Here is a 24,745-nt window from a genome sequence, read left to right as displayed (position 1 = left end):
TTGAATTAACTCATGTAATCATTCTGCCGCATCAAGAGTGCCCTGTATTTATTAAAAATGGCGGTTTTAGAAACAAATCCCTTATAATGATTGGCCTCATCCGTTACCGGTAAAACCCACACATTATCTTGCTCCATTTTCTGTAAAACCACTTTTAAATCGTCATTTTCAATCACAGTATTTGGCGCTGCCTGCACCAGGTTGGTAGCCAGCAGATTTTCCTGATCCGGATGGTTAACCATTTGACTGAAAAGCTCTTCTATATAGATAATTCCTTTAAAATCTCCGGTTTCATCCGTCACTGCACAAATATTTTTATGCGACTGCACAATCTCGTTCATCTTTAAAGCAATCTGATCGTTCATCTGTAACTGGGGATACGTTTTTTCAATAAGGTATTTGAGTTTCATCTGGTTCAAAACCGTAGTGTCTTTATCCTCATGAGACAATAGTTCGCCTTTATCCGCCAGTACCTTAGTGTAAATAGAATGTTTTTGTGAACTGCGGTTTATGGCATAAGAAATGGCCGTAGTAATCATTAAAGGAACCATCAGGATGTATCCACCGGTAATTTCTGCAATCAGAAAAATGCCCGTTAACGGCGCATGCATAATAGAACCTAATGCAGCAGCCATACCCGCTACAATAAAATTAGATACATTTAAATGTGCCAGGCCCGAAAGATTTACCACGTAGGCGAAGATAAAACCGATTAATCCGCCCATAATTAAACTGGGCGCGAAGGTACCACCATTACCGCCGGCACCCAGCGTGATGAGGGTAGCCAGTGATTTCATAAAGATCGTAACCACCGTAAACAACACCACCATGGGCGGAATGGAATTGTAACTTTCAAAAATACTGTTGTTAATGACAGCCAGATAATCCCCCCTCAGCAGATTCTTCATCGTGATATATCCTTCTCCATACAAGGTGGGAAAAAGAAATACCAGAAAGCCAAGCATTAAACCACCCACCACTACTTTGGTGTAGGGGTGCTTAATTTTATAAAACAATCCCTTTACCGCATAATTCGCTTTTGTAAAATAGATGGAAAAAAGGCCAATTAAACCAGCCAGTAGCACATAATAAAATAATGCATTGATCTGCCAGCCTTCGGTTACCAGGAAAAATAATTGCTGGGTGTAAAAGATCCGGGCCACTACCGCTGCTGTAGCTGCTGAAAGTAAAAGCGGAATAAAAGCTGGGATGGTAAATTCTGGCAATAAAATTTCAATGGCGAAAACGATTCCGGCTACCGGACTGTTAAAAGCACCGGCAATACCTGCCGCGGCACCACAGGCTACCAGCATGGTGATCTCCCGGTAAGATAAGCCCAGAAAGCGACCAAGATTAGACCCTATTGATGCACCACTGGTTACAATGGGCGCTTCCAGACCTGTAGAACCTCCAAAACCCACTGTGATGGCCGCCGTGATAATTTGTGAATAAATATTATGTGCTTCTACCCGGCTTGATTTTTTGGAGATGGCGTAAAGTAAAGGGGTTAAACCCGTTTCAAATTTACTTTTACGAATGAAATATTTGATGTATAAAACCGTCAGAAAAATACCAATCATCGGAAAAATAAAATACAAGTAATATTTGTATTTCCAATGCCAGTCTGACTGGAGAAATTCTTCAATATGATGGGTTAAACTTTTAATTGCCGCTGCCGCAAGTCCGGCGAGAACACCAACAATTACGGCCAGTATAATGAGGAAGTTACGGTTTGATATTTTTGATTTTCGGTACTGATTAATGTTATCAAGGTAATTGACAAAGCGGATATACATTCTATTGAATTTTAATATAGAGCGAATGTTCCAAATGTAGGTAAAAGTGATTATCAGGTCAACTTTTAATGCATTATTTAAGCGTCAAATTTATCCAAAAGCTTGATAAGGGTAGCAAAATCTTTCGGATAGGGTGCCTCGATGGTAATATCCTGATCATCCAGGCCTTTAAATACCAGATGCCTCGCGTGTAAAGCAAAACGTTTCATTACCGGCTGCTCTTCTTCTCCTTTAGTGAGCTTATATCCGCGTTTGATGGAAGAGAGAAAAACAGGTTTTCCTTTGTACATCTCGTCACCTACAATGGCAGCCCTTTGCGTAGCCAGGTGAATCCTGATCTGGTGCATTCTTCCGGTAATGGGCTTGCATTCTACCAGGGTGTAGTGTTTATAATATTTTAAAGAATCAAATATGGTTTCTGCCCTTTTGCCTTCAGCCCGATCGATGGTTACGTTTTTGTTTCCATCATTCAGAATTGGTAAATCAACCAATAACTGATCGAAGATTACATGGCCATCTACTACTGCATGATACGTTTTATTGACTTTCCGTCTTTCAAACTGCATGGAAGCATGGCGGTACGCTTCCGGATTTTTCGCAATAATCAAAGCACCAGAGGTTTCCTTATCCAACCGGTGACAAACCTGTGCATCATCACTGTATTGTTTGGCCAGGCGTAAAACATTGGTTTCTCCTGAACCGCCCCTTTCATCAAGTGAAGCCAGGAATGGAGGTTTATTGATCACGATAAAATTATCGTCTTCGAATAGGATAAGGTCTTTAAAATTGGGATACTTCAAATTGTGTATTGGTTAATGCGCCGCAAAAATACAATTTTATTTTTTAATGCTTTAAACTCGTGAAAAGAAAGATTGCTTCACGCCATCGCTCAGCCCGCAACTTCAGTTCGCAATGACGGTTTACGGTGAATTCGTCATCGCGAGGCGGCTTTTTCAGCCGGCGAAGCAATCTGTTTTGTCGTTTTTACGATAGAGATTGCTTCACACCATCGCTCAGCCCGCAACTTCAGTTCGCAATGACGGTTTACGGTGATCGTCATTTTGAGACGGCTTTTTCAGCCGGCGAATCAATCTGTTTTGTCGTTTTACGATAAAGATTGCTTCACACCATCGCTCAGCCCGCAACTTCAGTTCGCAATGACGGTTTACGGTGAATTCGTCATCGCGAGGTGGCTTTTTCAGCCGGCGAAGCAATCTGTTTTGTCGTTTTTACGATAGAGATTGCTTCACACTACAGCTTAGTTCGCAATTACGAACTCCGTTGAATTCGTCATTGCGAGGCGGCTTTTTCAGCCGGCGAAGCAATCTGTTTTGTCAGTTTTACGATAAAGATTGCTTCACACCATCGCTCAGCCCGCAACTTCAGTTCGCAATGACGGTTTACGGTGATCGTCATTGCGAGACGGCTTTTTCAGCCGGCGAAGCAATCTGTTTTGTCGATTTACGATAGAGATTGCTTCACACTACCGCTTAGTTCGCAATGACGATAGCACTTGCCGTCATGTCCTATATATAAAAAACAGAAGCCGCAAACGCGCTGAATGTCATCTGCGAATTTGCGGCTTTTAATTTCGTTGTGGTCAGTCCCTGTTGCTGACTTCAGACGTGAATAACTATCTAAGAAAGTTCGAACTTGTAGCCCACGCCTTTTACGGTTGACACATAGGTTTCACCCAGTTTTTCCCTGAGTTTACGGATATGCACATCAATGGTTCTGTTGGTTACCACTACTGAATCTTCCCAGATATTTTTAAGGATAGATTCTCGGGTATACACTTTTCCCGGTTTAGAAGCCAGCAGATATAACAATTCAAATTCTTTCTTTGCCAGCACCACCTTGTTACCACCCTGAAATACCAGATAAGCTTCACGGTCGATTACTAGATCACCAATTTCCAGTTTGTTCTCTGAAATTTCTTCTGTGCCTGAATTTCTTCTGAGGATGGCATTAATGCGGCTGACTAAAGCACGTGGTTTAATCGGTTTGGCGATGTAATCATCTGCGCCAACATTAAAACCGGCTATTTCTGAGTACTCTTCACTCCTGGCGGTTAAAAACACCATAAATGTATTTTTAAATTCAGGAATAGCACGCATCAGGCGGCAGGCTTCAATGCCGTCCATCTTAGGCATCATGATATCCAGGATAATCAAATCAGGATGAACTTTCTTGGCTACCGTAATTCCTTCCTGACCATTTGAAGCTGTAAAAACCTGATAGCCTTCCTTTTTCAGGTTATATTCAATCAGTTCTACAATGTCTGGTTCATCATCAACAATTAATATTTTCTGACCTGGATTATTCATAGTTAAATATTTGTTACGAAAGTAGTATCTCTGATGTAACTCTTCGTTAAGCCTAAGTTAATAAATTGTTAACGACTTAAATTAGTTTAACATTGAATTTCTTTTAACGTAATGTTTTTCCTAAAAAAGCATCCAGTTCCTCTCCACGCAAGTTTTTAGCTGCAATTTTTCCTGAAGGATCAATTAAAAAGGAAGCCGGAATGGCCTGAACCTGGTATTTTTTGACCGTTTCGCCGTTAAAATCTTTCAATTCTGATACATGTGTCCACATTAAACCATCCGCTTTAACCGCACCCAGCCAGGCTGCTTTATCGGTATCCAGAGAAATGCCCAGGATGTCGAAATTTTTACCTTTGTATTTATTATACACCTTTACCACATTCGGGTTTTCCTGACGGCAAGGCTGGCACCATGAAGCCCAGAAATCCACCAACACGTATTTCCCCTTATAATCAGCTAAACTCACTGGTTTTCCATCAGCGGTATTAATGGTAAATGCCGGAGCAACCTGGCCAACCTGAACGGCCTTTAACAAAGCCATTTGTTTGATAAAGGCATCTACTGTAGCATTTCCTTTAATCTGGTCTTTAATTTCATCAGCGAAAGTAACCAGTTCTGCTTCAAATTCCTGCGGACTTAACGTATTCATGGCATAAAAACTGGCCAGCGTGCCTTTGTTATCCTTTGCAAATTTAAGGATGGAAGTATTTAGCTGGTTGATGTAAGATTCATACTGGGGTTTCATTTCTTCCAGTACAGCCGCCCTGTTTTGTGGTTGTTTGGCAACTTTTGCTTCAAAATCTGCCTGCAGCTTTTCTACCTGTTTCGCAAAATTATTCCGAAGTGCATTCAGTTCAGATAATTTTTCAACTTCATTGGCTCCTGAAATTTTGTAGGCCATTGTTTTATCAGCAAGGTCTGCTTCCAGTTTGATGTCATCTCCGTTTTTGGCAATCAGCATAAATTCATGATTGCCTATAGAAACCCTGAAAAAATCAACAGATGGTGTTTTTCTGATAAATTTGAATTCGCCTTTTTCTGATAGATTGGTTGAATCTATGGCCACCATCTGGCTGTTTTGCATGCCAAAGAGAAACACTTTTTTCTCAGTTCCGGGGTTCTTGAAGATACCATCAATAGTAAAACTATCCTTGGGTTTACATGCTGTGAAAGCAATTGCGATCAATATGATCAGGCTTAAGTTTTTCAATTTCATTATTTCAGTTTTTCTAATATTAATTCGTTGAGTTTTTTGGCATCCGCCCTGCCTTTTGCCAGTTTCATGACGTCGCCAACAAAAAGGCCCAAAACACCCTTTTTACCTTTTTTATAAGCTTCTACCTGTTGCGGGTATTTGTTCAATACTTCATCAATAAATCCATCAAGTTCGTTGCTGTTTTCACTGATCAGTAAGTTCAGGCGTTCTGCTAAAACAGCAACATCAACACCAGTACTTTCTTCAGCTGCCGGTAATAACTGCTGAATGGCAATTTGCTGGGTTAATTTTTTATCATCAACCAGATTGATGGCTTTCGCGAGCTGATCCGGCTTAATTTTATAGGCTCCAATGGCAATGCCCTTTTCACTTAAAACTGCTCTGATAGGGCCAATTAACCAATTAATCAGTGTTTTTTTGACCTTTACTTCGGGTAAGGTTTGATTAAAGTAATGAAGCAAATCCGTATCTTCTGCAAATAAAGTCGCATCAGCCTTGCTGATACCAAATTCAGCAATTAACTGAGTGGAGATCTCATTTGGCAAAGCTGGCATGGCGGCCTTAATTTCGGAAAGCCATTCATCAGAAATATAAATGGGTGACAGATCCGGATCAGCAAAATACCGGTAATCATTGGCTTCTTCTTTGGTGCGCATGGGTGATGTGGTACCTTTATCGGCATCAAAATTCAAAGTGCTCTGGATAATTTTTCCACCCTCACTGATCACCTCAACCTGTCTTCCAAATTCAAATTCCATGGCCCTGCGTACGTTTCGCATAGAATTCAGGTTTTTAACTTCACAACGTGTGCCAAAGCTACTGGTACCCTTTTCACGGATGGAAATATTCGCATCGCAACGCAGGCTGCCTTCTTCCATATTGCCGTCACTCACATTTAAATGCCGAACCAGTTTCCTGATTTCGCTCAGTAATGCAGATGCTTCTTCCGCACTGCGGATATCGGGCTCGGTGACAATTTCAATTAAAGGTACACCTGCACGGTTTAAATCAACCAGTGAATACTGGTCATCCTGATCGTGGATGCTTTTGCCTGCATCTTCTTCCAGATGAATGCGGTTAATACCAATTTTCTTTTTTGAACCATCATTTAATTCCACCTCCAAAAATCCGTTGATGCAAATGGGCTGATTATCCTGCGTAATCTGGTATCCCTTTGGCAAATCGGCATAGAAGTAGTTTTTACGGTCGAAATGATTCAGCTGGTTAACGGTACAGTTTAAGGCCAGGCCAATGCGTACAGCCTTTGCCACAACTTCTTTATTCAGCTTTGGCAAAGCACCTGGTAAAGCCAGGGATACGGTAGAAATATGTTGATTCGGTAAAGCCCCGAAAGATGCACTGTCAGCAGAAAATATCTTGGTATTGGTATTTAACTGAACATGTATTTCCAATCCTGAAACAAGCTCGTATCTGCTTTCGGGTGTCCCTAAACTCATATAAAATGATGCCTTTTAAATGTATGGTGATTGCAAATATAGCAAACAATGTGAAATAGAATGACCACAATTTAACTGAACCTCCTTTTAATCTTGACAGGAAAAACGGGTGAAGTGTTTTCTGTTTTGGCTTCTGGTTAAAAGCGTTTTAAAGATGTTATGCCGGGAAGGGTAAATTTACTGATCAGTATTAATCAGATTGGTTCGCCAGAGCATATAGCCGAGGCGACCACAACATGCCGCCACAAAATATTCCACATCGGTAGGCACATCATTTACGATGCGGTAACGTATTTTAAATTTAGGGTTATAACTGATATAAATTACCAGGTCATCCTTTGAGAAGCCACTTCCGGTTAATGCTTTAAGGTGTACTTCAGCAAGTTCCTTTGCGGCACGCTTTAAATGCTCATTCATGAGTTTAGCCAGGTGTTTAGCCGGAACAAAATCAGTCTCCGGGATGGCCAGCACAGTCACAGTCATGCCGCAAATTTATAGGGATAATCGACTTTTGCAAATGGCTGATGCTAAATTATTGAAATTGAGAGCTATTAATTTTGACACCCGGAAAGCAGATTACCCTTGACCATGGTCATCATTTTTACACTTCCAAAACTTTTTACTTTTAAAATTTGTTGCCTAAATATGAAATCTTTCAACCTTGAAGTCATTCTGGATGGTGAAAATACAAGTATCACCGTCAGCGAAGCAGATGGTATTTTTGAGATTATCCATGAGGGGCATATTGTTGCGGCATTGAGGCCTCCGGGCGAAGACTGGCAATTGCTTCCACTGGATGAATTGATTGAAAAGGTTTCTTTGTTCGAAAGTGATCTCGCCCCGCAAAGCCACCACATTGCCCTGCATTCGCCTGTTATCAATCAGATTATTGCCGAAATTGAAACCCGCTCACACCACAGCCTTCTATAACACAACCGGTCTATTCCAACTCAATCATCAGTGCACTTTCTGCATAACCAGGCTGAGCAATTTAATTTATTTTATTCCTGACAAGTTCATTTCCAGGCTTTAAGCACTACTTTGTTTATATACATGATGCGGGCGGACATAATTATAGAACTTTTGTTTCAATAATACTGTTCTCCTTGAAACATGTCTTAACCAGCATTATGATTCTATCCTTATCTAAAAAAAACGTTATTCTTTTCTCCACATCACCAGATCCCTTTTTGCGTTTATCAGTTATTGTTCCGGTTAAAAATGAGGAAGCTTGTATTGCCCATACATTGGATGCCATCCGTATGCAGGTTGATCCATCTGGAATTCCTGTTCCACCCGAATATTTTGAAGTTTTGGTGCTGGCCAATAATTGTACTGACCGTACTTTTGAAATCTGCCGGAATTATCAGCTTCAATACCCTGAACTGAGGTTGCATGTGGCAGCAATCACGCTGGAAGGTAAAGCGGCTCATATTGGCACAGCCAGGAGATTACTAATGGATGCCGCCTATCAACGGCTAACAGAAGTGGCCGGATACCGTGGCATCATTGTTTCTACAGATGGTGATAGCCAGGCTGATCCTCAGTGGCTATACCACATTATGGACGAAATGGAAAACGGTGCTGATGTTGTGGGCGGCAGAATTTTACCCAGAGATACACCACTTCAATCTAAATTGCACCACCTGCGTGATGTGACGTACCGCTTGTTTACAAGCCGGCTGGAATCCGTTCTTGATCCATGTATATCCAATCCATGGCCAAGGCACTTCCAATGCTATGGCCCAAGCCTGGCGGTTACTTGTGAAATGTATGATCGTTCGGGAAGGTTACCAGCCATCCCATACCTCGAAGATGAAGAATTCAGAAAACGTTTAAAAAGAATAGATGCCAAAATCAGGCATTCTCCAAAAGTGAAAATCTATACTTCCTCGAGGCTTAATGGCAGGGTGGAATTTGGATTTTCGGTACAATTACAACAATGGCAGGATATGAGTACCAAGGGAGAGCAACAGTTAGTGGAATCACTGGAAACACTGATTTTTAAACTAAGCACTAAAAATTCACTCCGGAAACTCTGGACAAGCCGCAAACAATGTCCTGCCTTCTATACGGAACTCAAGGAGATGGCTGCTGCACTGGCCATTGATTTTCATGCACTTAAAATGGCTGTACAAAACAATCAGTATTTTGAAAGCTTGTGGGAACAGATGGAGGAACATCTTTTATCTTCCGGACATCAGCAGATTATCATGGAACCTATTTCTAAGGCCATCAGTTCGGTGAGACAGTATTTTTCAAAAACCATTCTACAACCTATGCCTGCCCCTATGATCATCACTGAAGCAGATGATTTGCAGGGTATCGCCGTTTAAAGTGTTTTATGATATCTGTTTTAACCATTGTAAAAGGTCGGGCAAATGCATTGATCAACTTGCTTAAAGGATTGGAAATGAATACCGTTCTACCTGATGAAGTGGTAATTGTTTTTATGAACGAGCCGATCAGGAACATCCCGGCACTGCCCTTCCCGGTGCATTGCCATACTATCCTCAAAAATGGACAACTTCCCCTTGCTGCAGCCCGGAATTTGGCGGCAGAGAAAGCAAATGGCGATTTCCTCATCTTTTTAGATGTTGATTGTATTCCGGGTGCCACACTTATTGCCGACTATCAGCGACATCAAAACGCAACAACATTGTGGAGTGGAACAGTCAGGTATCTTCGTAAAGACGCTACTGAACAAGATGGTTTTTTAACGTCTATGGATTTTTGGAGCGATCCTGATCCGATTCGGGGTGAAATGAATGAGATACCTTATGCACTTTTCTGGTCTTTAAATTTTGCCTGTTCCAGATCCGTTTACCATCACATTGGCGGATTCGATGAAGGCTATGAAGGCTACGGTGCAGAGGATACTGATTTTTCCTTTACAGCCTCAGAAATGCATGTTCCGCTAAAACATATCCCTGCGATCGCCTACCACCAGTACCATGAAAGCTTTTCACCGCCGCTTAACCACCTCAAAGACATCGTTGGCAATGCTAACCGTTTCTATCAGAAATGGAAAAAATGGCCCATGGAAGGCTGGTTGAAGGCCTTCAGCGATTTAGGTTTAATAGAATGGCATCCAACCCGGATTATCCTGAAGCGGCAACCTGCTGAGCAGGAAATCATTGCTGCCTTAAAAAAATAAGTTAACCATATATTTTTTGGCCTACAGCCACAATTGCTTCTGCGGTACTTGCCAGTGCATTTTCCGCTATTATACCATCCCACTCAGGCTGTTGAGCCTGCAGCTGGTGCAAAACCTCGTTCCAGTTGGTTTCATAAAGCGATTCGGGTAAAATCATTATTACGCCGGGAACGGACTGGATGGCCCTGGCCTTATCCAATTGTTCATCAAACGGACGTGATTCCGGAATGGCAATAAAACGTTTATTCAGGCTGGCCATTTCCATTACGGTATTGTGACCGGTATTGCCAATTACCATGCTGCACTGCTCTAACAGCATTCCCGGTTCATCCTGATGTCCGTAATAGGTGACATGAGGCTGTAATATAGCTTTCCCGTCAATTTTTCCGATAATGTAAAAATTAAAATCATGGGCAGCATTGGTAAGGAATCCTATAAAATCCGCATCGATGGAGGTACCACCACTTCCTACAATGACAGCAACATGACGCGGCTTTTCTGCTGCAGAATTGCCTTTATCAAACCGCGAGAAACCACCAACATATTTGGTTTTATCTGTGATCCATTTTGCAGATTTGGGGGATATGGCAGCAGGAAAAGGAGCAATCAGTAGTTCAGCGCTCTGATAGGCCATCAGGTGTGGCAGGTCATCGCGAAGCCCGTGCTGACGCATCACAATGGTTGGAATACCTGCTAACCGGGCCAGCAGGGTCACCTCTACCGATACATCAACCACCAGCAATAAGGGATGGGCCGATTGAAAAAAGTTGGTCATCATGGCTGCCCGTTCGCTGATTCCTTTTATATTCAATGGCGCATAGTGAAAGGCATCAACTGCATTTCCATTACTATGGTATACATCATTTTGATCCGGCGTATCCATAGGAAGATGGATGACATTAGTCTCTTTAGGGAGTAAATGCTGGTAGGGTTTCAAATTACTACCAAGCAAAGTAATATGGAAACCATGGAGATGCCTGATGATTTGTGCGGTTCGGGTGAAGTGACCGGCACCATGATGGTGAACATAAAAAGCAAGGTTAAATTTCATAAAATCTATTCCTGCTTTTTGTACACATCCAGCCGGTAATCGGCAGTCCTGCTACCTTTCAAATGTCTGAGGTTAGCCTGGTCAAAACAATGGTGCACTTCATCGCCACTCAATGGATAATCAGCTACAAAATGTGTCCAGTGTACCAGTACCAGAATACCATCAGGTAATAATGAATTAAAAATAAGTTCCCTGGTGGCTAGAAGATCTTCTTTGGAGAGGTAATAGCCCACTTCACTCATGACAATGAGATCAAAACTTTCATCCGGAAAATCGGCCGGAATTCCACCTTGAATAAAGGCGACTGCTTTTTGATCTTCCATACGTTTTCTGGCTTTTTCCAGCGCAACCTCACTGATATCCATTGCGGTCAAATGGTCACATTTGGAGCTTAACATTTGTGTTAACACGCCGATGGAACAGCCAATCTCCAACGCTTTCTTGTATTGTCCATCCGGGATGGCCGATATGGTAGTCGCATATTTATGGCTTTCATATGCACTGGTTTCGAATGACCATGGATCTGAATGCGTGCTGTAAAGTGTTTCGAAGTAGTCTTTAGAAAGCGTGCCGGCCGGATTGATTTTGTTGCGCTGCATAAAATATTCTTTCCCGTTTAAAAAATTTCCCATCATTTCTGCTGTTAACCTAAATCCGGATGGATCATCATCAATGAGTTGGGTGGTTTGAGATTGATGCGCCTGAATGGCTTTCTCTTTTTTATGCAGATAACCATGGATGTCTAAAAACTTAAGTTCTCCGGCTTCCAGTTTCGGAATGTCACTTTCACTGGCATTTTCATAAAGCCAGATGGGATATTCCCAAATCAGGGGCTTATAATTGGCTACATTTTTTAACGCGGATAACAGCAATTGAAAGGTAGCGCGATGATCGCGGTGTGGATCAAGTTCGTAAGGAACTAAAATAAGTTGCGGAAGAAAATGAGAAAGATCAGCATGAAGCCTTTCAGATAAGGTCTCAAAACCGGGTTCACCTTTAGCCGGCATGGCAGAATCTTTACTTTGGTAACCTTTAAGCTGTTGCGGATCTATACCTAAACAATCCAGTGCAGTAATCATTTCTCCATACCGCAATGCAGCCAGCTGATCAGGCGGATAGGTAGCTGACCGGTGTGACTGGCTTCCATCAGTGGTGAGGATCACCCGCACTTCGGTACCTTGCTGAAGCAGCAATTGAATTAAACCACCACAAGCCAAAGATTCATCATCAGGATGTGGTGCTAAAATCAGGCATCTTTTGATCGTGAGGAGAAATTTTTCCTCTACGCCTGTTGCTGATGACCTGAAGGCTTTTTTGTCAAATATCATCGTCAAAAGAAAAATCGTTTTGTATAAAAAAATCGGCAGCCTTCAGTCTGGTGGCATCTGGTGCGGGCTGGCGCAGGTAGAATGTCAGGTCGCGGTGCAGGCGTTCCAGTTCAAAAGGTTCCATTAATCCTCTTGCACCTACACAACGGTTGCTCTCATCCATTATCTTTAAGCAGATTTCTTCAATGATCGTACGGGTCATATTGGCAAAAGCAATCAATGCATCATCATGTGTACCTGCTGCAACCCATCGATCATAATACTTACCTGCACGGTTCAACCACAATTGTCCGGTGGTGAGTTCACTCATCATATGGTACATGCGCATCTGCTGGAAAGGATCATCTGTGCGCTTCAACTGTTTTAAATAAGAAAGGGTATGCGCTGCAATGGCTTCGGCACCACCCAGATGTACGGCTGCAAAGCGAATGGCTCCGGCATTAAAATACGGCTGGGTTAAATAAGTACCTGGGCGAGCCAGTAAGTCCTCATCGTAAATGAGGTAATCGCTAAAATTTACTTTATAACTGCCAGATGCCTTCATGCCCAAAGGTTTCCAGCTATCATAGTCAATTCTATCCTGTGGCAAATCTTCCATATTGATGACCAGCAATTGCCAGCCTTTTTCACCATCTCGGTGAATATCTCCCGAAATCAGTGCACGGTTGATGATGGCAGCACCCGAACAGAAGGTTTTGCTTCCATGAACGCGAAATCCCGAATCAACTGCTTCAAGCGAAATGCCATCTGCAGCCTGGGTATTCCATATGCCAAACAACAGGCCTGCTTCTGCTTCTTTGTACCACCGTTCACGCTGTGCTTGTGCGGCATATAAATGGATCAGGTAAAGGGTGTTAATATGCCCTTCATAGATTCTTCCTACAGCTAAATTGGCTTTGCCCACGTCTTTCAGAAGACGCAGCAACTGGGGTGTTTTAGGCAGATTAAAATCCAGTTCATGACCAGGAAGCACAATGGATAGTGCCCCGCATTCATGCAGCCATTTAAATTCTGCTGCCGGACCATCAGGCTGATGCTCTGTAGCCGCGGCACTTTCCGCAATTCTTTTCAACACCTCATCAATGGAAGGCTTGCTGATTGCTGTATGAAATACTTCGGTTGTATCTGTGATCATATGGCTACCAGATTTTTCTTGATTTTGCCCTCAGCTACCGCTGCCAGCATATCTTCATATTTTTCAACCATTTTTTCAATATCAAACCGCTGCCTGGCATAATCACTCACCGTCTTTCTGTCTAGTTTCATGGCGTCTTGTATAGCAGTGGCCAAATCATCAACGGCAGGATAATCAACCAGGATACCGGTTCCTGTGGCTATAATTTCGGATAAAGCACCCATTTTAAAACCAGCTACCGGCGTACCACAGCTCAATGCTTCTGCAACCACTAAGCCAAATGGCTCCTGCCAGCACGGACTCACAATACATACACTTGCTCCTCCGATCAGGGCGTTTAATGATTTTTGGTCCTGCAGGCCTAATAGCGTTGTGCTTTCATCCAGCAGTATGGCTACCTTTTCCTTAAAATATTTCTGGTCCGCAATTCCACCGGCAATTTTCAGCGGAATGCCGGCTAGCTTTGCAGCCTGTATAGCCAAATGGAGGCCTTTATCCGGATGGATTCTTCCAAACCAAACGGCATATTTTTCTTCATTTGCTTCCGCATAAACCTTCCACTGATCCAGATCAATTCCGTTTTCAATCACCTCACAACTGGAAACAATATTGCTCCAGTTCGCTGCACTCTGCTTAGACACAGTAACGTATTGAATCACAGGATTTTTTTGTTCTGCCTTAATGGCCAGTTGCAGTTCGTAAAATGGTGGGGTATGCAAAACGGTTAACATCGGTGTGTTTAACAGATTGGCCATGGTAATCGGGATATAGTGCAGGCTGTTATTGAAAATGATGTCCAGGTTATAATCATCAATTTTCGACATCAAACCAAAATAGGCATGATGCTCAGCGATATATTCTGAAGGCAAATCCCTTTTTTTGATCCGCATCCCTGTTTGCTGATCATAATGTTCATCAGATAGAATCGGATCAACAGGAAGATTTTCATCAGAACTTGAACTGGCAAATAGGATCACATCGTGACCGCGAGATACCAGTCTACGGGTTATTTCATGTGTAAATACCTCCAGTCCACCTGCAAACGGGGCAATAATGGGGTGTTTTAAGTGAGCGATAATTCCGATCCTCATATGTTTTGGCAATGGTTAATGATATAGTTTCATTCATTAGACATTTTTTTAGGCATGAAGGTTTTATATTTCTGATACGGCACAACGGGTATTCGTAAAAAAATACTGTTAAATTTTCCCAGATCGTACTGCTTTTGGCAGAAAGAAGGTATCCGATCACTGAAAGAGGCGGTATTGACGGTTGGTACAAAGATGGAATCGGTAAGCAAGCCTATAGCTGCAATGGTTAAAAAACATACGCATTATGCAACAGTCACGCCAATACTCAAACTAAAATACGCGTGCCCATCCCCTACTTCAAAAATGCCATTTTCGGGGCATAATACAGTGGAAAATAAAAAAGCGACTTTAAGACACTTATAATTGATTTTGAATGATAAAATTTTCAGCCACTCAGGATATACTTATTTTCCATAACATAAAAGTTAAGGATGGGTTTTCTCCGATACTGCTTCGACTATCCTTCGGGAAAACGGCCTTTAAAGCATTTTGAAGAGAACAAACCTCGAACAAAGCACCATTTAACCGGACAATGTCAGACAATTCCAGACAAATACCAACAGGTTTGATAGCAATGAAGGGCGATAAGTACTTTTGCCTGGGCAGTAAAGCCAAAAAAAATGGGTGCAAAAAAAAGCGGTTATTAAAAATAACCGCTTCCTTTATTCATAATGCTATCTAGTTTTTAGGTTGCACACGACCAGATTTTCTGTCTTCGCCTCTGCCGATTAAATAACCGCCACCAGCACCAACTAAACCACCGATAATGGCACCTCTACCTTTTTTCTTATCAATTAAGGCACCACCCACGGCACCTGCTGCACCACCGATTACTGTACCTTTTGCGGCATCACTCCAGCCTTTTTTCTTTGCTGTAGGCTGAGTACCACCATAAGAGCTGGAGCTTCCACCTGAACTGCTGCCGGTACTTGCATATGACCTTGTAGATCTTGATGATCTGGCACCTGCAGCTCTTGCTGCAGCCAATTCTGCCTGATGTTTAGCTTCTTTTTCTGCTTCAACCTTGGCAACTTCAGCCCTTTTAAAACTATCCAAACGTAAACTGTCTTTCACGGCTTTTACCGCCAGTTGTTTTTCAGCTTCCTTTTGTTTTAATTCAGCTTCTTCTTTTGCCTTATTGTTGCAAGCAAACATTACTGAACTTAATGCGATAACTACAAATATCTTTTTCATAACGTTTTCCTTTAAATGAATCTACTCTGGTACCCTAACCATACAAGCAGGTTTCATTGATGTGTGTGATTTAGTTAATTACCAGTACTTAAGAAAAAATGATGCCAAAAATTTTGCATACACCAATTTACTATACTAAATCAATATACCAGAAGCCAGAAACGGTAGGCTTGGCCTTTGATGCGTGGGCAGCATCATCTTTCTGCACTGGTACAGGATAAGTTCTGAATACTTTATCTCCAATGCTAAAACTGATTTTATGGTGAAAGATTGGACCCTCAAAAGCAAAAGTGTGGAACTCCCCATTTTCTCCGCAAGGATCAACGGCTGGCGGAAGTGCATCAATTAAGCTACCGGTGATTACTGCTCCACAGATCTTTTCAAGATCGCTTTGTGTACAAACAATGATGGTTTTATAGGTCAGCTGTAAGAATTCTGCAATCAACTCGCTTGTATTTCTCTTCCAGAGTGGAAAGATGGCGTGCAGGCCAACTTCCCTTAGCTTGTTTTCACGGTAAGTACGAAGGTCTTCCAGAAAGATATCGCCATAAATAGCATGTGTAATGCCTTCTCCTTTAAATTTTTTGAGGTGAATTGCCATGGTGGTATCGTAGGTTTCCATATCCGGCATCTCTCCTAAGCGAATTTGATACAGCGGAATACCAATGCTTTTTGCCTGGGCGATCAGCAAAGCTTCCCTCACCCCATGCATGGAAACCCGGTTATATTTTTCGGTTAGTGTAGTCACCAGGTAACGGATTTCGATGGAAGGATCCTGCAAAGCATAATGCAAGGCCAGTGTGCTGTCTTTGCCACCACTCCAGTTAAAAATACAGACTTTCTTATCCACCGGCTAATATGGCGTTAAGCATATTCATTCCTGCTACGGCACCTTTCTCAATGGTGACCACATTTTGATAGCGACTTACATCAGGTATCTTAGGATCAATAATGTATTTAGTGGTACCGGCAGGAACAAAATCAATTAATCCGGCTGCTGGATAAACGGCCAGGGATGTTCCAATCAGGACAAAAATATCAGCCTGCCGGCAAATTTCGGCCGCAACTTCAATCATGGGTACAGGCTCGCCAAACCATACCACATGCGGACGCAGCTGAGCCCCGTGTTCACAAAGTTCGCCCATTTTTATTTCAACACCCCGAATGGGATACGTAAGGTGGGGTACCCGATCAGACTGAGACCTGGTGATCACGCCATGCAGATGCGTCACTTTGGTCGCACCTGCCCTTTCATGCAGATCATCGATATTTTGGGTAATGATTTCCACATCATAGTGGCGCTCCAAGGCAGCCAAAGCCAAATGAGCGGCGTTAGGCTGTGCCGCAAGTACCTGACGCCTACGCTCATTATAAAATTGCTGTACCAGTTCAGGATTTCGCTTCCAGGCTTCGGGTGTGGCTACATCATATATGTTATATCCTTCCCATAGGCCATCACTATCCCGGAAGGTTTTTAATCCGCTTTCTGCACTGATCCCTGCTCCCGTTAACACGACTAATTTCATAAATAAATTTAAACTGGCTGATGAAGAAACACAGCACTGCTGAGGTTAATGAATTTACGGCTGATTTGTTCATTGGGAACAAACAAATCAGGATAAAACATACACGCTAAAGCCTCAATGCCTTCAACCAGTGTACCTATACTGGGTTGGGTGAACATATCAAAATCAGCAAGGTAAACCTGATTTCGTTTTACAGCTTCGAGGTTTTCCCATCCGTTTTTGGAGGTTAATAAATCCATTTCTTCCCGACTTCTATTGATATCAAAACCACATGGTGCAATAACCAAAACTTCAGGATTATATTTTAAGATCTTATCCCAGGGGGTCACAATAGAATCTCCCGCCGGGTTGGAAAGCATATCCACGCCACCTGCAGCTGCAATCTGAAATGGAATCCAATGTCCGCAATTGTACACAGGCTCAATCCATTCCATCAGCATCACCCTTTTCAGTGGTGCTCTGTTTGCCCTTAAGGTGTCCAGAATGGCATCGGTTTTTTGCTGAAGATTAGCCAGGTAATGTAAAGCCACCTCTTCTTTACCAAGCGCTTTGGCAATGGTTATGGCACATTCATAAACGTCTTGCAGGTTGTTCGGTGATAATGGAACCAGCGCAGGTTGCTTACTGAGTTTCATCACTGCTGTTTCTGTACAAACGGTATCGATATTACAGACCTCACAGATATCCTGAGTGAACACAATATCTGGTGCAATGCTTGCTAACAGCTCATCATCTACCCAATACAAACTTTTGCCCTGGGCTTTGGACGCCGAAAAAATCCGGTCGATCTCGATACTGGTATAATTTTTACCTTCCAGGATGCACCGCACAATTTTGGGCTGATCAGCAGCTTCTTTCGGACACTCGAAGGTGACGCCGTAAAGATACTCCTGTAAACCCATATCATAAATCATTTTAGTGGCAGCAGGTAAAAAAGAAACAACTTTCATGGTGCAGTATGTTTAGCGTTAGGATGATGATGGAATTGCTTTTTACAGTTGATCAAAATTCAAAAAGCGAAAAGTAAAGATAAAAAAAATCCTCTTCTGACCGGAATCAAAAGAGGATTTATCAATAAAAATAGGTTTAATTATAACTTTTGCGTTTGTAATCTTAATACCGGGAATTTTGATTTTAATATTTCATAGGCACCAAAAAGAAGCACGCCATAAATTAATGTACCTTCTAAAAACCTGATTTCGAAAGGAATGGCTCTTTCTAAGCATAACCAAAAACCGGCAACATCTTGTGTATAGGATGGGTTTTTAAACCAAACACCAAAATCGGTGACGATCCAGTGAATTAAAGTAATGGCAAGGGTAGAACCTAGTAAGGATACCGCATTTATTTTACGTAATAATACACGGCCAACCAATACCATTAAAGCGAAGGCAATGTACGTCCAGTACCAACCTTCGTAAAGAAATCCATTACTGTATTGTTTAAAAATCGTATTCGCCAAAATGAAATCACTTAAAAATAAACTCAGCAATGGAAATGCAAATGCTTTTACATGGTCTTTAAAGTACGCACCCCCAAACAAAGCCACAGCGCCTATAGAAGAGAAGTTGGCAAACTGAAGTGCGTCAGAATTAAAGGTGATCAGCAAACGCAAGGCCGTAATGACCAATATCATGAGCAATAGGATAACGTTGCGGGGATTAAATTTTAAGTTAGACATTTCGTTTATGGTAAATTAACAATACAAAGTTATATTTTCTTATCGGATATTAAAAGTTACCCCGGTATTAAAGTTGAAACCTAAGGTGTTATAACCGATAATTTCATTGTATTTTTCGTTTAAGATGTTTTTGGCATCAAAGAAAATTTTCACCCTTCTTTTGGCTAAGGCATATTCAGCATAAGCACTCAGTAATTTATAACCCGGTAAATGCTCTACCGCATAGGTGGCGAAATTTCCATCGGTACGGGTGCCAAAATACCTAAAGTTAGCATTTACATACAGGTTTGAAGTGGCCTGAATGCCTGTTGTTAGCCCAAAAGTATGTTTAGGTCTTCTGAACAAGAAGTCTTCAACTTTGCTGTTAATGCTATTGAACTCGTTCCCCTCCACATAGGAATAATAACCATTGATGTCAAGTTTCCAGACCTTCACGGCTGGTTCAATTTCAAAACCTTTAACCTTTTGACTTTCCTGGTTGATGTATTGAGCAGGCGTATAAATAATGGCATCAGTTAAGTCTCTTTTAAAGCCAGCTACACGTAAAGAAAATTGATCATCGGCAAAGCTGAAGTTTGCGCCTGCTTCGTAATTCTGTGATTTTTCAGGTTTCAGGTCTAAATTTGCGCTATACTGCCCGAACAGCATATTGAGCGTTGGAATTTTAAATGCCGTTGAAACGGTTCCGAATAATTTAATTTCTTTGATGATGTTGATGCTCGGTGTAATGGTATAGGTATAGTTTTCGCCATATTGTTCATGTTTATTGTAACGTCCGCCAACTTCCAGGTTAAAAACACTCAAATCATGTAAAAACAAAGAGCCATACGCGGCAAAAATGTTAGTTTCAGGGCGGTTGGCACCAGAGGTTAAATGCATTTCCCTGTTTTCGATTCCGGCCAACAGATTTAATTTCTCACCCAGCTTCTGGTTGTAAAATAAATCAATCAGGCTGATACTGCCGGAACCCATGCTGGTGTAAGGAAACCCACTAAAGCTGCTTAAAGTATTATTGGAGGTGTTCTGATAGCTGTAGTTCAGGTTAATTTTACCGGAGCCAAAATCGTATTTAGTATTCAGTCCGCCGCTGAAGTTTTTAAGGGTGGTGTTATTTGCGGCTAATCCGTCAGCAAAAGCACCCTCGTCAATTTTGTAATTTCCTCTGTAATAACGTATAAAAGGATTAACGGAGAAATGTTTATCCAGCTGTATTCCGAAATTGGCACTTACACCATCCGTTTTATAACCATCCTTGTCAAATTCAGCATTGTTTCCTGCAGGGTTAGCCGCTTCTGAGATGCCATCACTTTTTTGGTGTGTATAATTTACATTATAAGTAAACCCGTCAACGGCACCGTTTAAACCAATCGTTCCTTTATAGGTTTCATAACTTCCGGCACTGGCCACGCCATAAACCGTATTTCCTTTGGGGCCACCTTTTTTGGTTACAATATTGATGACTCCGGCAATGGCGTCAGAACCGTAAATTGTAGACTGGCCACCTCTTAAAATTTCAATATGATCGATCTGATCAATGGAAAATAAACGTAAATCAAAGGCACCGCCGTTTCCTGAAGGATCATTCTGCACGATACCATCAATCAGCACTACCGCATAGGCACTTCCTGCCCCTCTGAAAAATACCGATTTGTTTAATCCCGGGTTACTTCCTGAACCGGCTACAATGATACCTGCCTGTTCGCTGATTAATTCAGGGAGTGATTTGCCATTGCTGCGGTCTAAAGTTTCGCGACTGATAATGCTGACCACTTTACCTGTTTGTGATTGTTTCTGATCGTTTTTAGTTGCAGAAATAACCACATCCTTTAGTTTTAAGGTGTCCTGGGCATTGGCTTGGCCAATACCAAATTGCACAAGGCCAATGCCTGCTGCAATTAAGAATTTTGTTTTGTTCATTTGATTGTGAGTTTTGCCCACAGCCAACAGATAGAAAAGGAAATGAAAATACGAAACCGTTAAGTACTCCAATCCTAGCTTCAATCCCCGAAAGCTATGAAATTATATACATGTGGCAGGTCTTCTGACTTACTCCCGGTTATTTAGCCTTCCCATTCAGTTAAAAACAGTGGCATAGAATTAAAAACCGTTACAGAGCTTACAGCTGCGGGACAGTTGCAGAATTACACTGCATTCCCTTTTAATTCCGGCACAAAACGCCGGAAACCAAAAGCGCTGCAAAAGTAGTAAAATAAAGCTATTCGTAAAACAGTAAAATTGAGGCTGATTAATTCTTATAAGTGTTCAATGGTTAGTTCACTATTCAGCCATTAAAATCGATTTCGTTTCAGCTAATTTAGCTTTTTCTTCTTCGCTCACTGTTGGGAAATCAAGATGTAGTTTTTTCAGCTTGTCTAAAATGATTTCGCTGATGGCTAAGCGGGCAAACCATTTTTTATCAGCCGGAATAATATGCCAGGGCGCAATTTCCGTACTGGTTTCATTAATGGCTTCCTGGTAAGCAGACATGTAATCATCCCAGTGCCCTCTTTCTTTAATATCGCCGGATGAAAATTTCCAGTTCTTAGTCGGGTCTTCAATCCTTTCGAGGAAGCGTTGTTTCTGCTCGGCTTTACCTACGTTTAAGAAAAATTTCAAGATGACTGTTCCGTTGGCACAAAGGTGTGACTCGAAATTCCGGATACTTTCATAACGTTTTTTCCAGAAGTCTTTATTTACTTTTTTCACCTCTTCCATGCCAGGGATTTTCTCATTCAGGATATACTCCGGATGGACTTTACAAGCCAGTACATTTTCGTAATGAGAGCGGTTATGGATCCCAATCCTACCCCTTTCGGGCAAAGCCAGGTAATGCCGCCATAAAAAGTCATGCTCATATTCTTTAGCGGTAGGTACTTTGAAACTAAATACCTGGCAGCCCTGAGGATTTAGCCCGCTCATGACATGTGCAATGGCACTGTCTTTTCCTGCCGCATCCATGGCCTGAAAAATGATTAAAACGGAGTGTGTGCCGGCTGCATACAGTTTTTCCTGCAGGTGGCTGATTTCAATTTTAGTTTTAACCAGTTCATCTTTTGCCTTTTCTTTATTAAATGTGCCTGTATAATCGGTTTCTACCTTCTTTAAAGAAAATTTTTTATCTCCCTGTACAATTAGCGCTTTAAATTCGTTTTTCATTCTTATGTATGTTTAAGATAATTCAGTGTATCCATTTTTTTAAATATAGAACTAAAAAATAAGTAAATTAAAAACGTTAATTTGCATATAGAGTTTTTTATATTTAACGCCCATAGCATTTATCAAATACCATCTTAGCCAATATGTTTAAAGAGATAAAAAACAAGTACTTACGTTATTCTGCAATATTTGTATTCTTTATAATAATTTTCTTTTCTGCGCTTCAACTTAATTTTTTATGGCTATTTGGTTATTCTCCAAGTACAAAGGATATAAAAATGCCTACCCTGCGTGTAGGATCTGAACTGTATACCGCAGATGGTAAACTCATCGGCAGGTACTTTAAAGAAAACCGGACACCGGTCAATTTCAATGAAATAGCACCCAGTGTGATTAATGCCCTGGTGGCCACGGAAGATGTTCGCTTTTATAAGCATTGGGGGGTAGATGCACAGGCGGTTGGCCGTGCGGTGATCGGCTTAGGCGAAAAAGGTGGTGCCAGTACCATCACCCAGCAGCTGGCGAAAAATCTTTACCGCACCAGGTACAATAAATCGCAGGGGCTGCTTGCAAAAGTCCCGGTTGTCCGGACCGTGATCTTTAAATTGAAAGAATGGATGACTGCGGTTAAGATTGAATCGAATTACTCTAAAAATGATATCATCACCATGTATCTGAATACGGTTTCGTTCGGTAACAATGCTTATGGCATTAAAACTGCCAGCAGGATCTATTTTGATAAGGATGCCAAAGACCTGGGGATTACGGATGCAGCCATGCTGGTGGGCATGCTGAAAGGGACCACCATGTATAACCCAACTAAAAATCCGGAACGGGCACTGGAACGGAGAAATGTAGTGTTAAGGCAAATGAACAAGTATAAATACTTAAGTAATGATAGCTTAACAGCATTGTCAAAGGAACCGGTTAAACTAAAGGCAGGTGAACTGGAAGATGGCAGTGATGGTGATTCATACCTGAGGGCCGCAGTAGCCAAATACCTGGAAAAATGGTGTACAGACAATGGATATGATTTATATGAGGATGGGTTAAAAATATATACTACCATTGATTCTAAGCTTCAAAAATATGCGGAAGAAGCTGTTGCAGAACAAATGAAAACCCTGCAACGCAGGTTTTATAGTGTTTGGGGAAATGAAGACCCATGGTATGACTCTGAAAAGAATAAAGTAGATTATCCGGAAAGGGCCATGAAAAACTTACCGGTATACAGCATGCTGATGAAGAAATTCTCCAGTCAGCCTGATTCGGTTAAGGCTTATTTCAACAAGAAAAAGCGCATGAAGATTTTCACCTACAAAGGTGATCGTGATACTTCCTTCTCAACTTTGGATTCGATCCGTTATTATGGAAAGATTTTAAATACCGGAATGATGACCATGGAGCCAGCCAGTGGGAAAATTAAAGTATGGGTGGGTGGCATTGACCATAAATTCTTTAAGTATGATCACGTTAACCAGGCAAAACGCCAGGCCGGATCTACTTTTAAACCCTTTGCATACCTGACTGCTTTAGAGCAAGGCATGAGCCCGTGTGATAAATTTACTGATAAACCGGTTAAAATTAAATACCAGGATAAGGGAGAAACCAAATACTGGGAACCTAAAAATGCCGATTACAGTGTGACTTATCAAGACATGAGCCTGCGCTGGGCGATGGCCAGATCTGTGAATACCATTACGGCGCAGGTGACGGAAAAAGTGGGTTGGGATAATGTGGTTAAGTCTGCACATGAATGCGGCATTGACAGTCACCTGGAATCAGTTCCTTCAGTGAGCTTAGGTTCAAATGATGTAACCGTTTATGAAATGGTAAAGGCATACAGTACTTTTATGAATAAAGGGGTTAAAACTGATCCTATCCTGGTTGAAAAAATTACCGATCAGGATAATAATGTGATTGATGAGTTTAAGCCAAAAACAAAGCGTGTACTCACCGAAGAAATTGCCTGGTTAATGACGTATATGTTTCGTGGTGGTATGGAAGAGCCAAGAGGAACCTCTCAGGCCTTATGGGAGTGGCCAGATTTATTTAAAAAGAACAACCAGATTGGTGGTAAAACAGGTACTTCATCTGATTATGTAGATGCCTGGTATATGGGTTTAACAAAGGATTTGGTTACCGGTGTTTGGGTGGGTTGTGATGAAAGAACTGCGCACTTTAAAAATGGAGAACAAGGCGAAGGATCGAGAACAGCTTTGCCAATCTTTGCTAAATTTATGGAAAAAGTATATTTAGATCCATCCAGTGGATATTCTTACGGACCATTTCCAAAAGCAACTGTAGAAATTACCAGAAGTTATAACTGTCCGAGCCCGCAATATGTAAGAGATACCACCTCAGTAGATACTGCCGCGGTAGATTCTACTCAATTTGATGTACCCGAAACAGCCGATCCTGTTAATCCGGTAACGCCGACTGAACAGGAAGTGAAAAAAGAAGAGAAGAAACAAGATCCGGATCCTGCTCAGCCTGTACAAACGGTTCCCTTAACCCGAAAAGAAGAACGTGAATTGAAAAGAAAACAGCGCCAGGAAGAAAGAGAAAAGAAAAAAAACGAGAATAATTAAGACCAGCCTTGCCTAATCAAGCCTGATAAATTGCTGAAA

21 protein-coding genes and 1 riboswitch are annotated in these 24,745 nt (G+C 41.7%); of the genes, 4 read left to right on the top strand and 17 right to left on the bottom strand.

Translation table 11 applies throughout. The features are described 5' to 3' along the window. Window positions 1-5 precede the first annotated feature (5 nt). From CBW18_RS12400 to CBW18_RS12375, 6 genes are all read right to left on the bottom strand, one after another. On the bottom strand, window positions 6-1,796 hold the full coding sequence (locus tag CBW18_RS12400; RefSeq protein ID WP_088301657.1) for a chloride channel protein: 1,791 nt from the start codon (window positions 1,794-1,796) through the stop codon (window positions 6-8). Window positions 1,797-1,873: 77 nt separating this feature from the next. Then, window positions 1,874-2,596: an RluA family pseudouridine synthase gene (locus tag CBW18_RS12395; protein WP_088301656.1), complete on the bottom strand. Its 723-nt coding sequence runs from the start codon at window positions 2,594-2,596 to the stop codon at window positions 1,874-1,876. A gap of 837 nt (window positions 2,597-3,433) precedes the next feature. Then, the gene (locus CBW18_RS12390; protein ID WP_088301655.1) at window positions 3,434-4,123 is read right to left on the bottom strand and encodes a response regulator transcription factor; all 690 of its coding nucleotides are present in this window, start codon (window positions 4,121-4,123) and stop codon (window positions 3,434-3,436) included. 103 nt (window positions 4,124-4,226) lie between these two features. Beyond that, window positions 4,227-5,339: a peroxiredoxin gene (locus CBW18_RS12385; protein WP_088301654.1), complete on the bottom strand. Its 1,113-nt coding sequence runs from the start codon at window positions 5,337-5,339 to the stop codon at window positions 4,227-4,229. Then, window positions 5,339-6,796, bottom strand: coding sequence for an Asp-tRNA(Asn)/Glu-tRNA(Gln) amidotransferase subunit GatB (gatB, locus tag CBW18_RS12380; RefSeq protein ID WP_088301653.1), 1,458 nt, complete (start codon window positions 6,794-6,796; stop codon window positions 5,339-5,341). Before gatB ends, CBW18_RS12385 begins: the two co-directional genes overlap by 1 nt. A gap of 177 nt (window positions 6,797-6,973) precedes the next feature. Next, complete coding sequence (locus CBW18_RS12375; protein ID WP_088301652.1) at window positions 6,974-7,279, bottom strand: hypothetical protein; 306 nt, start codon at window positions 7,277-7,279, stop codon at window positions 6,974-6,976. Window positions 7,280-7,441: 162 nt separating this feature from the next. On the opposite strand from CBW18_RS12375, the gene CBW18_RS12370 reads away from it, so the two are divergent. From CBW18_RS12370 to CBW18_RS12360, 3 genes are all read left to right on the top strand, one after another. Continuing rightward, a complete protein-coding gene (locus CBW18_RS12370) occupies window positions 7,442-7,726 on the top strand; it encodes a hypothetical protein (RefSeq protein WP_088301651.1) in 285 nt (94 codons plus the stop codon). A gap of 200 nt (window positions 7,727-7,926) precedes the next feature. Then, the gene (locus tag CBW18_RS12365) at window positions 7,927-9,132 is read left to right on the top strand and encodes a glycosyltransferase family 2 protein (protein ID WP_088301827.1); all 1,206 of its coding nucleotides are present in this window, start codon (window positions 7,927-7,929) and stop codon (window positions 9,130-9,132) included. Between the two features lie 8 nt (window positions 9,133-9,140). Next, on the top strand, window positions 9,141-9,953 hold the full coding sequence (locus CBW18_RS12360) for a glycosyltransferase family 2 protein (RefSeq protein WP_088301650.1): 813 nt from the start codon (window positions 9,141-9,143) through the stop codon (window positions 9,951-9,953). A gap of 1 nt (window position 9,954) precedes the next feature. On the opposite strand, the gene CBW18_RS12355 is transcribed toward CBW18_RS12360, so the two are convergent. The 11 genes from CBW18_RS12355 to CBW18_RS12305 all read right to left on the bottom strand — a co-directional run bounded on the left by CBW18_RS12355 (window position 9,955) and on the right by CBW18_RS12305 (window position 22,115). Then, the gene (locus CBW18_RS12355) at window positions 9,955-11,004 is read right to left on the bottom strand and encodes a glycosyltransferase (protein ID WP_088301649.1); all 1,050 of its coding nucleotides are present in this window, start codon (window positions 11,002-11,004) and stop codon (window positions 9,955-9,957) included. Between the two features lie 5 nt (window positions 11,005-11,009). Continuing rightward, on the bottom strand, window positions 11,010-12,332 hold the full coding sequence (locus CBW18_RS12350) for a bifunctional PIG-L family deacetylase/class I SAM-dependent methyltransferase (RefSeq protein WP_088301648.1): 1,323 nt from the start codon (window positions 12,330-12,332) through the stop codon (window positions 11,010-11,012). Beyond that, the gene (locus tag CBW18_RS12345) at window positions 12,322-13,467 is read right to left on the bottom strand and encodes an acyl-CoA dehydrogenase family protein (RefSeq protein WP_088301647.1); all 1,146 of its coding nucleotides are present in this window, start codon (window positions 13,465-13,467) and stop codon (window positions 12,322-12,324) included. Before CBW18_RS12345 ends, CBW18_RS12350 begins: the two co-directional genes overlap by 11 nt. Continuing rightward, entirely contained in the window at window positions 13,464-14,558 is a 1,095-nt protein-coding gene (locus tag CBW18_RS12340; protein WP_088301646.1) for a glycosyltransferase, read from the bottom strand. Before CBW18_RS12340 ends, CBW18_RS12345 begins: the two co-directional genes overlap by 4 nt. A 678-nt stretch (window positions 14,559-15,236) precedes the next feature. Then, entirely contained in the window at window positions 15,237-15,752 is a 516-nt protein-coding gene (locus CBW18_RS12335; RefSeq protein ID WP_088301645.1) for a YMGG-like glycine zipper-containing protein, read from the bottom strand. A gap of 130 nt (window positions 15,753-15,882) precedes the next feature. Then, on the bottom strand, window positions 15,883-16,602 hold the full coding sequence (locus tag CBW18_RS12330) for a diphthine--ammonia ligase (protein ID WP_088301644.1): 720 nt from the start codon (window positions 16,600-16,602) through the stop codon (window positions 15,883-15,885). Continuing rightward, window positions 16,595-17,278: a Sir2 family NAD-dependent protein deacetylase gene (locus tag CBW18_RS12325; RefSeq protein WP_088301643.1), complete on the bottom strand. Its 684-nt coding sequence runs from the start codon at window positions 17,276-17,278 to the stop codon at window positions 16,595-16,597. Before CBW18_RS12325 ends, CBW18_RS12330 begins: the two co-directional genes overlap by 8 nt. 8 nt (window positions 17,279-17,286) lie before the next feature. Continuing rightward, a complete protein-coding gene (locus tag CBW18_RS12320) occupies window positions 17,287-18,228 on the bottom strand; it encodes an ABC transporter substrate-binding protein (protein WP_088301642.1) in 942 nt (313 codons plus the stop codon). A 140-nt stretch (window positions 18,229-18,368) separates the two neighbouring features. Then, on the bottom strand, window positions 18,369-18,959 hold the full coding sequence (locus CBW18_RS12315) for a DUF6580 family putative transport protein (RefSeq protein WP_088301641.1): 591 nt from the start codon (window positions 18,957-18,959) through the stop codon (window positions 18,369-18,371). A gap of 39 nt (window positions 18,960-18,998) precedes the next feature. Next, on the bottom strand, window positions 18,999-20,876 hold the full coding sequence (locus CBW18_RS12310) for a TonB-dependent siderophore receptor (protein ID WP_088301640.1): 1,878 nt from the start codon (window positions 20,874-20,876) through the stop codon (window positions 18,999-19,001). A 96-nt stretch (window positions 20,877-20,972) separates the two neighbouring features. Further along, window positions 20,973-21,163, bottom strand: a riboswitch (cobalamin riboswitch). A 73-nt stretch (window positions 21,164-21,236) separates the two neighbouring features. After that, window positions 21,237-22,115: a polyphosphate kinase 2 family protein gene (locus CBW18_RS12305; RefSeq protein WP_088301639.1), complete on the bottom strand. Its 879-nt coding sequence runs from the start codon at window positions 22,113-22,115 to the stop codon at window positions 21,237-21,239. 143 nt (window positions 22,116-22,258) lie between these two features. Between CBW18_RS12305 and CBW18_RS12300 the strand changes: the two genes are divergently transcribed. Beyond that, window positions 22,259-24,706, top strand: coding sequence for a transglycosylase domain-containing protein (locus CBW18_RS12300; RefSeq protein WP_088301638.1), 2,448 nt, complete (start codon window positions 22,259-22,261; stop codon window positions 24,704-24,706). Window positions 24,707-24,745 lie beyond the last annotated feature (39 nt).

This window comes from Pedobacter sp. AJM, assembly GCF_002197755.1.
GTDB lineage: Bacteria > Bacteroidota > Bacteroidia > Sphingobacteriales > Sphingobacteriaceae > Pedobacter.
This window is presented reverse-complemented; position numbering and strand designations above follow the sequence as displayed.

Excerpts from the sequence above, each read along its gene's own strand:
- CBW18_RS12320 (WP_088301642.1), bottom strand. The coding sequence starts at position 18,228 with ATGAAAGTTGTTTCTTTTTTACCTGCTGCCACTAAAATGATTTATGAT.
- CBW18_RS12345 (WP_088301647.1), bottom strand. The coding sequence starts at position 13,467 with ATGATCACAGATACAACCGAAGTATTTCATACAGCAATCAGCAAGCCT.
- CBW18_RS12385 (WP_088301654.1), bottom strand. The coding sequence starts at position 5,339 with ATGAAATTGAAAAACTTAAGCCTGATCATATTGATCGCAATTGCTTTC.
- CBW18_RS12360 (WP_088301650.1), top strand. The coding sequence starts at position 9,141 with ATGATATCTGTTTTAACCATTGTAAAAGGTCGGGCAAATGCATTGATC.
- CBW18_RS12310 (WP_088301640.1), bottom strand. The coding sequence starts at position 20,876 with ATGAACAAAACAAAATTCTTAATTGCAGCAGGCATTGGCCTTGTGCAA.
- CBW18_RS12340 (WP_088301646.1), bottom strand. The coding sequence starts at position 14,558 with ATGAGGATCGGAATTATCGCTCACTTAAAACACCCCATTATTGCCCCG.
- CBW18_RS12300 (WP_088301638.1), top strand. The coding sequence starts at position 22,259 with ATGTTTAAAGAGATAAAAAACAAGTACTTACGTTATTCTGCAATATTT.
- CBW18_RS12305 (WP_088301639.1), bottom strand. The coding sequence starts at position 22,115 with ATGAAAAACGAATTTAAAGCGCTAATTGTACAGGGAGATAAAAAATTT.
- CBW18_RS12325 (WP_088301643.1), bottom strand. The coding sequence starts at position 17,278 with ATGAAATTAGTCGTGTTAACGGGAGCAGGGATCAGTGCAGAAAGCGGA.
- CBW18_RS12375 (WP_088301652.1), bottom strand. The coding sequence starts at position 7,279 with ATGACTGTGACTGTGCTGGCCATCCCGGAGACTGATTTTGTTCCGGCT.
- CBW18_RS12400 (WP_088301657.1), bottom strand. The coding sequence starts at position 1,796 with ATGTATATCCGCTTTGTCAATTACCTTGATAACATTAATCAGTACCGA.
- CBW18_RS12335 (WP_088301645.1), bottom strand. The coding sequence starts at position 15,752 with ATGAAAAAGATATTTGTAGTTATCGCATTAAGTTCAGTAATGTTTGCT.
- gatB (WP_088301653.1), bottom strand. The coding sequence starts at position 6,796 with ATGAGTTTAGGGACACCCGAAAGCAGATACGAGCTTGTTTCAGGATTG.
- CBW18_RS12390 (WP_088301655.1), bottom strand. The coding sequence starts at position 4,123 with ATGAATAATCCAGGTCAGAAAATATTAATTGTTGATGATGAACCAGAC.
- CBW18_RS12355 (WP_088301649.1), bottom strand. The coding sequence starts at position 11,004 with ATGAAATTTAACCTTGCTTTTTATGTTCACCATCATGGTGCCGGTCAC.
- CBW18_RS12315 (WP_088301641.1), bottom strand. The coding sequence starts at position 18,959 with ATGTCTAACTTAAAATTTAATCCCCGCAACGTTATCCTATTGCTCATG.
- CBW18_RS12370 (WP_088301651.1), top strand. The coding sequence starts at position 7,442 with ATGAAATCTTTCAACCTTGAAGTCATTCTGGATGGTGAAAATACAAGT.
- CBW18_RS12365 (WP_088301827.1), top strand. The coding sequence starts at position 7,927 with ATGATTCTATCCTTATCTAAAAAAAACGTTATTCTTTTCTCCACATCA.
- CBW18_RS12350 (WP_088301648.1), bottom strand. The coding sequence starts at position 12,332 with ATGATATTTGACAAAAAAGCCTTCAGGTCATCAGCAACAGGCGTAGAG.